This window comes from Pseudoalteromonas sp. CO109Y (assembly GCF_004208935.1).
Lineage (GTDB): Bacteria > Pseudomonadota > Gammaproteobacteria > Enterobacterales > Alteromonadaceae > Pseudoalteromonas > Pseudoalteromonas shioyasakiensis.
Genome location: NZ_SGPD01000045.1, coordinates 1 through 13136 on the forward strand (window position 1 = coordinate 1; position 13136 = coordinate 13136).

12 protein-coding genes are annotated in these 13136 nt (G+C 37.4%); all 12 read left to right on the forward strand.

Annotated elements, in window-relative coordinates; translation table 11 throughout:
• Positions 1–241 precede the first annotated feature (241 nt).
• The 12 genes from EXT43_RS20335 to EXT43_RS20390 all read left to right on the forward strand — a co-directional run bounded on the left by EXT43_RS20335 (position 242) and on the right by EXT43_RS20390 (position 13126).
• Positions 242–1360 carry a polysaccharide export protein gene (locus EXT43_RS20335; protein ID WP_063527888.1) on the forward strand — a complete coding sequence of 373 codons (1119 nt, stop codon included), beginning with the start codon at positions 242–244 and terminating at the stop codon, positions 1358–1360.
• A gap of 12 nt (positions 1361–1372) precedes the next feature.
• Entirely contained in the window at positions 1373–1807 is a 435-nt protein-coding gene (locus EXT43_RS20340) for a low molecular weight protein-tyrosine-phosphatase (protein ID WP_063527816.1), read from the forward strand.
• 14 nt (positions 1808–1821) lie between these two features.
• Positions 1822–4062, forward strand: coding sequence for a polysaccharide biosynthesis tyrosine autokinase (locus tag EXT43_RS20345; RefSeq protein WP_063527889.1), 2241 nt, complete (start codon positions 1822–1824; stop codon positions 4060–4062).
• Between the two features lie 363 nt (positions 4063–4425).
• Complete coding sequence (cysD, locus tag EXT43_RS20350) at positions 4426–5340, forward strand: sulfate adenylyltransferase subunit CysD (protein WP_063530166.1); 915 nt, start codon at positions 4426–4428, stop codon at positions 5338–5340.
• A gap of 74 nt (positions 5341–5414) precedes the next feature.
• Positions 5415–5759 carry a four helix bundle protein gene (locus EXT43_RS20355; RefSeq protein ID WP_062566045.1) on the forward strand — a complete coding sequence of 115 codons (345 nt, stop codon included), beginning with the start codon at positions 5415–5417 and terminating at the stop codon, positions 5757–5759.
• Positions 5760–5806: 47 nt separating this feature from the next.
• Positions 5807–7240 carry a sulfate adenylyltransferase subunit CysN gene (cysN, locus tag EXT43_RS20360; protein WP_063530165.1) on the forward strand — a complete coding sequence of 478 codons (1434 nt, stop codon included), beginning with the start codon at positions 5807–5809 and terminating at the stop codon, positions 7238–7240.
• Positions 7234–7908, forward strand: a complete 675-nt coding sequence (locus EXT43_RS20365; RefSeq protein ID WP_240701555.1) for a CatB-related O-acetyltransferase — start codon at positions 7234–7236, stop codon at positions 7906–7908. Before cysN ends, EXT43_RS20365 begins: the two co-directional genes overlap by 7 nt.
• A complete protein-coding gene (locus EXT43_RS20370) occupies positions 7908–8699 on the forward strand; it encodes a putative capsular polysaccharide synthesis family protein (protein WP_130167798.1) in 792 nt (263 codons plus the stop codon). The genes EXT43_RS20365 and EXT43_RS20370 overlap by 1 nt, the downstream gene beginning before the upstream one ends.
• A gap of 31 nt (positions 8700–8730) precedes the next feature.
• Positions 8731–9687 (forward strand): hypothetical protein, encoded by a 957-nt coding sequence (locus EXT43_RS20375; RefSeq protein ID WP_130167799.1) that lies wholly within the window; start codon positions 8731–8733, stop codon positions 9685–9687.
• Positions 9684–10781: a glycosyl transferase gene (locus EXT43_RS20380; RefSeq protein ID WP_130167800.1), complete on the forward strand. Its 1098-nt coding sequence runs from the start codon at positions 9684–9686 to the stop codon at positions 10779–10781. Before EXT43_RS20375 ends, EXT43_RS20380 begins: the two co-directional genes overlap by 4 nt.
• Positions 10771–12042: an O-antigen ligase family protein gene (locus tag EXT43_RS20385; protein ID WP_130167801.1), complete on the forward strand. Its 1272-nt coding sequence runs from the start codon at positions 10771–10773 to the stop codon at positions 12040–12042. Before EXT43_RS20380 ends, EXT43_RS20385 begins: the two co-directional genes overlap by 11 nt.
• The gene (locus EXT43_RS20390) at positions 12029–13126 is read left to right on the forward strand and encodes a DUF1972 domain-containing protein (protein ID WP_130167802.1); all 1098 of its coding nucleotides are present in this window, start codon (positions 12029–12031) and stop codon (positions 13124–13126) included. The genes EXT43_RS20385 and EXT43_RS20390 overlap by 14 nt, the downstream gene beginning before the upstream one ends.
• Positions 13127–13136: the final 10 nt, after the last annotated feature.

The following is a 13136-nucleotide window of genomic DNA, read 5'->3' on the forward strand; positions in this document are numbered from 1 at the left end:
CCTAGAACCTAGAACCTAGAACCTAGAACCTAGAACCTAGAACCTAGAACCTAGAACCTAGAACCTAGAACCTAGAAGTATTCATTAACTATTTTGCAAAAACCTGTCACAAGTGAGCGTTTACTAAACACTCAGTCTTGCGAACCTTGTAATGCCATGCTTTAATTAGGCAGCGTAAAAATAAACAGTTGTGGTTTTATTTTAACTGGACGTTTTAAGAATAATTATTTGGGAAATAACAATGGCGCTTAGCTGTAAAACAATTGTAACGTCATTTGCGTTACTAGCAATGACTGGCTGTACAATCATCCCCGGTAGCCATTTTGAAGGAATCGAATCGGGCGAACAAATAGATAATCTTGAGAAGGAGCTCGATAAAGTTAATATCCAAATCATCGACTCTTCTCTCATTAATCAACAAAAGCAAAGTAAAACGAAACCAGCGTTACCATCAAGCCTTGATGGCATCGATACCTCTGATTACCAATACAAATTAGGTGTTGGCGATGTAATCACAATTGGCGTATGGGACCACCCTGAATTAACCATTCCTGCTGCAGTACAGCGTACTGCTGAGTTCGACGGCTTCCGTGTTCAAGCTGACGGTACAATTACTTTTGCTTACGCTCCAGATATTCAAGCAGCTGGTAAAACAGTACAACAAGTTCATAAAGAGCTTGTTAAGCGCTTAAGTCGCGTAATCGAAGACCCACAAGTAGATATTAAAATTGTTGGCTTTAGAAGCCAAAAAGCCTATGTAACAGGTGAGGTTAACAACCCTGGGGTACTCCCTGTAACCGAAGTGCCGCTTACTCTAATTGATGCACTAAACCAAGCAGGCGGTTTAACAGATGCCGCTGATTGGCGCACCGTAACCTTTACGCGTGGCGACAAAACCGAAGTGATCCAGTTAGATGACTTTTATGCACATGGCGATATCTCGCAAAACCGTTTATTAAAACATGGCGATATTGTGCATGTTAACCGCAACGACATGCAAAAAGTGTTTGTATTAGGCGATGTAAAACGCGCTGGTACAGTGGGTGTTAATCGTTATGGTTTAAATTTAGCGCAAGCTTTAAGTGATGCAGGTGGTTTAAACGAAAATACAGCAGATGCAAATGGCGTATTTGTATTACGTAAACGCAACTTAGAAACCGATGGCATCATTGCTGATGTATACCAACTACATGCAAAAAATGTTGCGGCATTGGTGTTAGCAGAGCAGTTTGAATTACAGCCGCACGATATTGTGTATGTAACTTCAGCACCGCTAGCGCGTTGGAACCGTGTAATCAGCTTATTACTACCTTCGGTAAGTACAGTTGACTCAATTAATGACGTTACAACTTCAAACTAAAGGTTAAATGTTATGTTTGATTCTGTACTGGTTGTATGTGCTGGCAATATTTGCCGTAGCCCAACCGCTGAATATGTATTAAAAAGTAAACTACAAGATAAAAATGTTAGTGTGTCTTCCGCGGGCTTAACGGCCCTTGAAGGTAAGCACGCAGATGCACAAGCACAGCAAATTGCTACGCAACATGGTATTGATATGAGCGAGCATCAGGGCAGGCAAATAACCTCAGCCCTTGTTGCACAGCACAGTGTTATTTTAGTGATGGAGCAGCGTCATATAAACGACTTGTGCTCTCGTTACCCGCAAGCGCGTGGTAAAACATTTTTGCTAGGTAAATGGGTTGGTGATAAAGAAATACCTGACCCATACCGTCAAAGCCAAGAGGCTTTTGAGCACGTTTACGCATTAATCGATAGCGCTTGTAGCGCTTGGCAAAAGTATTTATAAGGAAAGGGTAGTAGATGAATGCTCAGCCCACTGCATTAGCAGCAAGTAAAAATCAAAATAGAAGTCAAGAATCGCAATCGCAAGAAATAGACTTACTCGCATTACTAGGTGCATTACTCGACCGCAAATGGTTCATCATTTTTGTAACCGCTGTATTTGCCATTATTGGTGTGGCGGTCGCGGTATTAAGTACGCCAATTTATAAAGCAACAGCACTTGTACAAGTTGAAGAAAGCAGCCCGTCTGTACCTGGCCTTGATGATATGGCGGGTATGTTTGAAAGTAGCAGCGCCGCTGTAACTGAAATCGAGCTGTTAAAGTCACGTTCTGTGATTGGTGAAGCAGTCGACACACTAAAGCTTGATATAATTGCAGAGCCTAAATTATTCCCTGTTATTGGCGGTAAAGTTTATCGCAGTTTTGCTGCTGAGTCAGAGGGTGATGTAGCTGAACCACTTTTAGGGCTAAGTAGCTATGCGTGGGGCGGCGAGAGTATTAACATTTTCAGATTTAACGTACCTAAAGGGTTTTTGGGTGAATCATTTGAATTAGTTGTAGGTGAAGGTAAAACCTTTGAGCTTTTTAATCCGGACGGTGACTCTGTTTTAAAAGGTACGGTAGGTAAAGATGAAAGCGCTGGCTTTTATGAGTTAACCGTACGCGATTTGAATGCACGGCCTGGAACTGTTTTTATATTAGCTAAGAAAAATCGCTACAGAACTATTGTTGAACTACAGCAAGAGATAGGTGCTAGCGAAAAAGGTAAAGATTCTGGCATTATTGCAATGTCGTACGAGCACAAAAGCGCAGTGCACGCAGAAAAAGTACTTGATAGAGTGTCACAAATTTATGTACGCCGTAATGTTGAGCGCAATAGTGCCGAAGCGCAAAAATCACTTGAGTTTTTAGAAGTACAGTTACCAGAAGTTAAGAAGCAACTTGAATACGCAGAAGAGCGCTTTAACGATTACCAAATTAAACGTCAATCAATCAACATCAGCTTAGAAACCCAAGGTGTACTTGAGCAAGTAGTGGAGCTTGAAACTAAACTACAAGAGCTAGAGCTTAAGCGTTTAGAGTTAAGCCGAAAATTTAAAGAAAGCCACCCGACTTACCAAGGTGTGCTTGAGCAAATTGAAGCGGTAGAAAAACAAAAGCAAAAACTGGTTGGCGAAGTTGGTAACTTACCAGAAACACAGCAAGAGCTATTGCGGTTAAAACGCGATGTAGAAGTAAGTAACCAAATTTACACCTTATTACTTGGTAAAACGCAAGAGCTAGATATTGTGCGTGCCGGTACTGTGGGTAATGTGCGTGTGGTCGATGCAGCAGCGGTAGACACTACAGAACCAGTTAAACCTAAAAAAGCACTGATTGCTGTGGTAGCAACTTTGCTTGGTGGCTTTTTAGCAGTTGCAGTGGTGCTAATTCAAAAAGCAATGCACCGCGGTGTTGAAGACCCAACCGAGATCGAAAGTATTGGTTTACCTGTTTATGCATCAGTACCGTATTCAGACTTTCAAGATAAGCTAACGGGTTTTAACCGTGCGCGTAAAGTTAAAGATAAGCCTAAGTCTATTCTTGCGGTAGATAACCCTGCAGATTTATCGATTGAGGCCCTACGTAGCCTGCGTACAAGCTTACACTTTGCAATGATGGAGGCTAAAAACAACATTATTGCTATATCTGGCCCAAGCCCTGGTGTGGGTAAATCGTTTATCTCGGTAAACCTTGCAACCGTACTTGCACAAAGCGGTAAAAAGGTGTTAATTATTGATGCTGATATGCGTAAAGGTTACTTACAAACTCAGTTCGGTATGAAGTGGGATGATGGTTTAAGTGATTTACTCTCGGGCCGATTAAACCTTGAACAGGTAACTAAAACGTCGCAAGTTGAAGGGTTAGATGTAATTACCCGTGGTCAAATTCCACCTAATCCATCGGAACTATTAATGCATAGCAACTTTAGCAAGATGGTTGCAGAGGTAAGTGGCAAGTACGACATTATTATAGTTGACACACCACCTATTTTAGCGGTGACAGACCCTGCAATTGTGAGTGCTCATGCTGGTAGTACGTTATTAGTAACGCGTTTTGGCCAAAACCATTTACGTGAAATTGAACTTACTCGTAACCGTTTTGAACAAAACGGTATAGACGTAAAAGGTGTTGTATTTAATGGTGTAGTACGTAAAGCAAGCAATGCATACGGTTACTACGGTTACTACAACTACGAATATAAATCTGATAAGTAATTAAAGACGTTCTAGGTTCTGCTTGACTTAATTGTCACCACAAAAAGTGTTTTGAAGAACCTAGAACCTAGAACCTAGAACCTAGAACCTAGAACCTAGAACCTAGAACCTAGAATAATAGAGTTAAATAAAAAATTTTAAATAACCTCGGTGACTGAAGTCTAATATCTGAAATCAAAGCACCGATATCCGAAAACAGACATCTGATATCTAAAACTGATATCTGAAACCTGATATCTAACCTCTGATATCTAACCTCTGATATCTTTCACTTGATATCTCTCGTCCAACCTCTGATATCTAACCTCTGACTTCTTTTTAGCTTCTTTCTTTCGAAACCTAGCATACTTTCATGGAGTAAAAATGGAAATCTCCCAAGCCCGCATGACTCACCTAAAGCAACTAGAAGCTGAATCTATTCATATTATTCGTGAAGTTGCTGCCGAATTTGATAACCCAGTAATGCTTTACTCTGTCGGCAAAGATTCTGCGGTAATGCTGCACTTAACAATGAAAGCGTTTTACCCTGCTAAACCACCGTTCCCTTTAATGCATGTTGATACAACATGGAAATTTAAAGAAATGATCGAGTTTCGCGACAAAATGGCCGAAAAGCTAGGTTTTGATCTATTGGTGCATATTAACCAAGAAGGTGTAGATGCAGGCGTAGGCCCATTTACTCACGGTAGTGCAAAGCATACCGACATTATGAAAACTCAGGGCTTAAAACAAGCATTAGATAAGTACCAGTTTGACGCGGCATTTGGTGGCGCACGCCGCGACGAAGAAAAGTCACGTGCTAAAGAGCGTGTTTATTCATTCCGTGATAAAAACCACCGTTGGGACCCAAAAAACCAACGCCCAGAGTTATGGAATACCTTTAATGGCAAGGTAAACAAAGGCGAGAGTATTCGTGTATTCCCACTGAGTAACTGGACTGAGCTTGATATTTGGCAATACATCTACCTAGAAAACATCGAAATTGTACCACTTTACCTAGCAGCAGAGCGCCCAGTAGTAGAGCGTGACGGTACATTAATTATGGTTGATGACGAACGTATGCCACTTAAAGAAGGCGAAGTACCAATGAAGAAAATGGTACGCTTTAGAACCTTAGGTTGTTACCCATTAACAGGTGCGGTTGAATCTAACGCCACAACGCTACCAGAAATCATTCAAGAAATGTTACTTACTAAAACATCAGAGCGCCAAGGCCGTGTAATCGATCACGATTCATCAGGCTCAATGGAGAAAAAGAAAATGGAAGGTTACTTTTAAAAAGCCGTAAGCTCTAAGCTGTAAGTCTTAAGTGGATTAAAGACTTTACTAAATAGATACAACAAGGAATTGTTATGAATTTTGAAAATTTAGAAGTTTGGAAGCGTTCGGCAAGGTTGTCTTCGAATATTTATAAAGGAACAACTGAATTGCGGGATTACGGCTTTCGAGATCAGCTGACTAGAGCTGGCTTATCAGTACCTAGTAATATCGCGGAGGGGATGAGTAGAGATAGTAATAAAGAAAAACGTCGATTTTTAGATATTGCTCGCTCATCGCTTTCAGAAGCTCGGACTCAAATTTATATCGGAATAGAGATAGGATATTTATCTAACGATATAGGTTCTATATGGGTTGCAGAAACAAAAGAGTTACAGGCAATGCTTTGTGGCCTGAAAAACTCTATAGAAAGTATTTAGACTTCAAGCTTATGGCTTATAGCTTATAGCTTAAGTAAGGATGGAAAATGACTGAACAAATTACCCCAAACCTTCTTGAAACAGATATCGAAGGTTACTTAAAACAACACGAAAACAAAGATCTACTGCGCTTTTTAACTTGTGGTAATGTTGATGACGGTAAATCAACATTAATTGGTCGTTTATTACATGACTCAAAACTAATTTTTGAAGATCACATGGCGGCAATCAAAAACGACTCAAAAAAATTCAATACCACAGACGAAGAGTTCGATTTAGCATTATTGGTCGATGGTCTTCAGTCAGAACGTGAGCAAGGTATTACTATTGACGTAGCTTACCGTTATTTTGCAACCGAAAAGCGTAAGTTTATTATTGCTGACTGCCCAGGGCACGAGCAATATACGCGTAACATGGCAACTGGTGCATCTAACTGCGACCTAGCCATTGTAATGATTGATGCCCGTAAAGGCGTACAGACCCAAACTAAGCGACATAGCTATATTGCATCACTACTTGGCCTTAAGCACGTAATTGTAGCCATTAATAAAATGGACCTGGTTGATTACAGCCAAGATGTTTACCGCCAAATTAAAGCCGATTACAAAGCTTTTGCAGAGCAATTAGATATTCCTGATGTGCGCTTTGTGCCAATTTCAGCCCTTAAAGGCGACAATGTTGTTGATAAAGGTGTAAATCTAGACTGGTATCCTGGCGCAACTTTAATGCAGTTGCTTGATACGGTAACCATTAGTGACGATAAAAACTTAGATACCTTCCGTTTGCCTGTACAGTATGTTAATCGCCCTAATTTAGATTTCCGTGGCTTTTGCGGCACCATTGCCAGCGGCATTATTAATGTTGGCGACCAAATTACTGCATTCCCATCGGGTAAAACATCGTCAGTCGAGCGCATTGTTACTGCCGATGGCGATTTAGCAAGTGCCTTTGCTGGTCAAGCAATTACATTAACCTTAAAAGACGAAATTGATATTTCGCGCGGTGATGTGATTGTTAAGTCAAGCACTGACCAAAAGCAGCTGCCTTCAACTAGCTCAAACTTTGCAGCAACGATTGTGTGGATGGCCGATGCCGCTATGCAACCAGGCAAAGAGTACGAGCTAAAAATTGGTACTAAAAACACCTTTGGTAAAATCAGCAATATTAACCACCGTATCGATGTAAACACCCTAGAGCAAACAGATGCTAGCGAATTACAATTAAACGAAATTGCTAATTGTAGTATCGAAACATCAGCGCCAGTGGTTATTGACCAATACAAACAAGTGGTAGGCACAGGCTCATTTATCATTATTGACCGTTTAACCAATGTAACTGTGGGGGCGGGTATGATCACAAATACAACCGCCAAAACTAAAACTTTAAACACTGAACCTCGTATTTATACAGACGCTGAAATTGAACTAAATAAGTACATACGTGCTCACTACCCAGAGTGGAGAGCAATTGATATATGCTAAATAAGTTATTAAATAGATTTAAATTTATTTTTTATAAATTCTATTTCATGAGGCAGAAGGTTTTCTTTAGCCGAGGAGCTTATGCGGAAAATAGTGAGTTTTTTGGTTTTAATAGGGTTGGTTCAAAGTCAAAAGTATACAATTCTAAAATAGGAAGCTGTACATATTTAGGTTCTAATAACTGCTTTGATGGGGTATCAATAGGTAAGTTTTGTTCTATAGCAAATGATGTAAAAATTGACTTAGGTCAGCACCCTACATCACAGTTTGTTTCTACAAGTCCTATATTTTATTCTTTTCTTAACCCATCAATTAAAGGCTTTAATTACATTCCTGGTGCTATTGAAGAGTTTGAGGAGTCGCCTAAAACTATCAATGGTTACAACGCTGAAATAGGTAATGACGTTTGGATATGTAATGGTGTACGCATAAAGCAAGGAGTAATAATAGGAGATGGTGCTATAGTTGCTAGTGGGGCGGTTGTAACAAAGGATGTTGAGCCTTATTCTATTGTTGCAGGTGTACCTGCAAAATTAATAAGAAAACGATTTAATGATAAAGAGATCGAGTATTTGCTCGAGTTTAAATGGTGGAATAAATCTAGAGTTTGGTTAAATAATAATAGAGAACTTTTTAAAAATATCGATTTGCTAATTAAGGCTAAGTAATGTTTAAGGAATTCAGGAAACACATAGGTATTATGAGAAAAATATCTAAAGGTAACGCTTATGTTATTTATCAAATGGGTAAAGTTGGTTCGTCTTCAATAGAGAAAAGTCTGGAAAAATCGAAATTAAATGTTATACATGTCCACACATTATATGGATTGACTGAAAACTATAAGTTTTCCAAAAAAAGAAATAAATTAAATGAATTTAAAAAATATATTCTACGTTTACTTTATCGATTTGTATTGAAAAGAAGTGGTCAGGTAAAAATAATTACATTGATTAGGGAGCCCGTAAGTCGCAATGTATCGACATTATTTCAGGAGTTGCCAAAGATGCTTTACATTGACTCTAAAAATGATAACAGAAAAGAGTTAGATGCAAACTCTACCCTAAACAATTTTTTAGACCTATATGTAAATCAAGAGATACCTTTGACATGGTTTAATGATGAACTAGAAAGTGTAACTGGAATAAATGTATTTGAAACTAAATTTGATAAAACTGCAGGCTACTCATTCTACAAAAATAAAAATTTCGAGGTTTTGTTACTTACAGCGGAAAGGCTAAATAAAAATAAATCTGTTATTGAAAGCTTTACTAATACGAGTATTGACCTTTCAAAAGGTGCGAATATATCAAAGAATAAATGGTATTCAGGTTTGTATAGCGACTTTAAAAATAACTTTAAACCAAATGAGCTTTATATGAATAAGTTTTATAGTGACAAGCGAATTAAACATTTTTATTTAGACGATGAGATAGATGATTTTAGAGGTAAATGGTCTTGACATTATACTATGGATTTTGGTTTTTTAATTTATGAGTGGATGTAGTTTTAGTGTATTAACAGTTACATACGGCGATAGGTACGACTTACTTTTAGAAGGGCCATATAAAACTGCATTAGAAAATGGACTAAATTTATTAGTTGTATGTAATGGAGTGTCAGAGTCTTACCTTCAAAAACTTTGTAAATTAGAGGCAGAACATCGTATTACTATTAAATTAATAGTTCATGAGGCTAATCAAGGTTCAGCAGGGGGTTTTTATTCAGCTATTGATAATGCTAAGGTATTCAATACTGACTATTATTTATTATTAGATGATGATAATTATCTAGAATACAAACTTGATAATGACTTTCACTATAAAGATGCCTCTTTTTTTCCTAGGGATGGAAGAAGTTATATCAATGCAGCAATTAAAGGCGAAACACCAGATAACTACTTGGCTAAACCAAACTCATTCCTAGGTTTTAGTATAGAAAGGGCATTGAGAAAGGCCTTCCCTAAATCAAAAGGTTCTTTTGCCCTAGATTCTTTTTCCTTTCCATGGGCTCCTTACGGTGGGTTAATGTTAAGCCAGAAAGTCCTAAATTCGGGTATTATGCCTAATAAGGAACTTTTTCTTTATTGCGATGATACTGATTACACCTACCGTATTTCGAATATGTTTGGTCTTTATTTAAATACAAAAAATAGGGTGCTGGATGTTGGTGACTCGTGGAATGTATCAGCAGCTGGTAATGTTATAACTAGGCTTCAAAACGGAGAAGAACGGTGGAGAGTTTATTATAGTGTTAGAAACCAAGTTTTTTTTGATAAATCTGTGGCAAGGAATTATCTCTCCTTTTCACTTAATACTTTTGTTTTTTGCGTTTTATTTTTAACCTTTTACCTTTTTAAGGTTAATAAATCTAAGAATGGAATGATAGTAGCTAAAGCTATATTAGATGGTTTTAGAAATCGTCTTGGTAATAATGGGTTTGATCTATGAAAAAAATTAGGTTGCATGTTTTTGGCTACAGAGATATAAGTTTTTGGAGTGAATATGGCCCGATAGTAAGGGATTTAATGCTAGTTAATGCACTGTGTGGTGAAAAAATTGTGCATGATATCCATTTTTATAATAGGCCGACTAGTATATTAGAAACTTTATTGCTGAAGAAGAAAATTAATTATTCAGTTGCAGACTTGCCAAATAAATTAAAGTTTATTTCAAAGTTCTCTTTTGACTTTTTCGGCCCCATGAAAAAGAGGCTTTGGTTAGACAATATTTATGATATATCCTATAAAAATGTAGAATTGAATAAAGATTATATTAATGTCGTATTAGACTTCTTACCTATTGGGAAACTTCCTAGATGGGCATACGAAGCTGATTATTATTGGTATGATTTAATAGATAATTTTCAGAAACATAATCGCTACAGCCTTAAAGAAAAGGCCTTAGTGAAGGAGAAATACGAGTTTATTTCCAACCTTGATAACTGCTTTGTTACTGCTGTAAGCCAATCTGCTATTAGTGATTTTAAAAATAAAAAGAAACTTGTATTACCTAATGGGTTGAATTCATTTATACATGTAGAGATGGATTCTTATAAATATGACTTCGGATTTATGGGATTTATAACAGACAAACTCGATATGAGCTTAGTAGCTTTCCTTAGTAACTCTGGCTATAAAGTAGCAATATTCGGAGAGTTTTATGATCAAGATGTCAGGGGTAAACTGGAGAAGTTAGATGGTGTTTATATTCATGGTGCTTTTAAATTCTCTGATGTACCAAATATTCTAAAAACTTTTAAAGTCGGTTTGCTGCCTTATCTATTAGATAAGTTGCATGATGAATCTCCTTTAAAGTTATATCAATACATTTGTTCTGGAAAAAATGTATTGGCAAGTACTGACTTTGGGTGTGATATGGAGCATGTTTACGTTTATGAAAATGATCAAATAGAGGCTACAGCATTGCGATCTCTAAAAAGTCAATCTCCAAATAAAAGTTTTTCTAGAAGCTTTTTCGAGTCTAACTCTTGGGTTAATCGAGCAAATTTAGCTATAGAAGGGTTGTTAGACTGTGGTAATTAAATACGATAGAGCTGTTTTTATATTAATAGCGCTTTTACCATTTTCAACAATCCCTAAAGTGTTGTTTTCATTTGATTTTTTTCCTCTTTTTTTCGATTTCTTCTTACTTTTTCTATTGTGTTTTGGTTTGGTTAGGGGAAAGTTAAGTGGCCCTAAGTCAACTGTAACCTTAATCTTTATCTATTTGGTATTTAATATATTAACAATACTTTGGAGCCAAATCCCTGTTCTTTATAGCAATGTAACTGCAATAAGGCTGACATTATTTCCTATATTAATGTTTTTTTTGCCTTATTGTATTTCACTCTGTGAAGATAATTTGGAGTACTTTTCTCGGCTTCTATTACTTTGCTCTGTTTTTGTCTTTTTGAATGCTGTTAGACAATATGCTTTTCCTTTAGATGTTGAAGTATCGTTTGCTAATGATGCTGGCGGGGCTGCTAAGTTTTATGGGGATTCCTTCCAAGGTGCGTTAGATTCATTTCGAATATTTTCTACTTTCATAACCTCAGTACACCTTGTGACTTATACAAGCTTTGTATTTTATTTGTTTTTTTCATTTTATATTTTGAGAGTAAAAACCGGTGCTTTGATAAAGGTTTCTATGATATTAGCCTTGATTTCTTTGATACTAACCTTTTCAAGGGCTGGTTGGCTATCGTTCTTATTTGGATTTTTGATTTGTTTTTTCTTTTCAGCTCATAGTGTCTCAGTATCTAATAAAATTAAAATTATTCTGATGGCCCTATTTTCTTTTATATTGCTTATATTATTCATTGAAAATAATGAGCTTTTAAGCAGTAGGGTGTATACATTGGGAAGTTTGGAAAATGTTTCATCATTTCAGTCCCGCCTACTTGTTTGGGAAGAACGAATAAATTTGATTTATCAAAACCCATATGGGTTGGGAGTTGGAGCCGCAAGTTGGAGTGTTCATCATTTGATGCATGCTGGGGCGGACTCTAATTACTTGAAATTTTTTATAGAGTTAGGTTTCGCTGGCGGAGTTCTCTCTTTATTTGTGCTTATTTACTCTTATTTTTATATCTTAATTGGGGTAATAACTTTCAAAAGGAAGAATTCGATTAACTACGCGTTTGTGGTTTCAATTTTTGCCTTTTTTAACTCTACACTTATTCAGATGATTGCAAATCAAGTATTAGAAGCCTATCCAATAAATATGTATTTTTGGTTTTTTATAGGTGTAGGAGTTATCTTGGTACAAGGTCGTAATAGTGGTGAAAACAATGAAAGAAGTTAGTGTTCTTGGGATTCGTGGTGTACCTGCTGGGCATGGCGGTTTTGAAACGTTTGCTGAATATTTATGCCCGTTTTTAATTGACAGAGGGTGGAGCGTAACAGTCTACTGCCAAGAAGACGGTGAAGGTGAAATATACGAAAGTGAATGGCAAGGTGTTAAACGTATTCATATACCTGTAAAAAATGAAGGCCCATTAGGGACCATTATTTTTGATTTAAAATCGGTATGGCATGCGCGAAAAAATAAGGGCTTGCACTTAACACTCGGCTACAATACTGCTTGTTTTAATATTATCCAACGCCTATATGGTATTACCAATGTTATTAATATGGACGGCATCGAGTGGAAACGCCAAAAGTGGGGCAAAGTGGCAAAAACGTGGTTTTGGTTAAACGAACGTTTTGGTTGTTGGTTTGGTAATCACTTAGTGGCAGATCACCCTAGAATAGAAGATCATTTAGCAACGCGTGTATCGCGAGATAAAATCACTATGATCCCATACGGCGGCCCTGATGTAAGTGAAGCTAACGAAGCTGTGTTAGCTGATTACGGGTTAGTTAAAAATGAGTATGCGATTATTATTGCACGCCCTGAACCAGAAAACTCGATTTTAGAGGTGGTTGAGGCATTTTCGGCTAAGCCGCGTAGTCACAAATTGGTGGTGTTAGGTAAGTTTTTAGATTCAAACCCTTATCATCAGCAAGTTCTAGCAGCTGCAAATAATGATGTAATTTTTCCTGGGGCTATCTACGAGGCCGAAAAAGTTGCAGCACTGCGTTTTTATGCACGTTTTTATGTGCATGGTCACCAAGTAGGTGGCACTAACCCATCACTGGTTGAAGGCTTAGCAGCAGGTTGCGCCGTTATTGCTCACGACAACCACTTTAACCGTTGGGTTGCTGGTGATGGGGCTTTTTACTTTAAAGACAAAGCCCATTTGGCTAGTTTTTTTGAGCAGCAATACTTAGATGATGCGTTCGTAACAGAAAAAAGTAACGCTGCCAAACAGCAATTTTTAAACAGCTTTCAGTGGGAAAATATATTAACCCAATACGAAACGCTTTTAAGTAAATATTTAAAATAATGGATTTCAG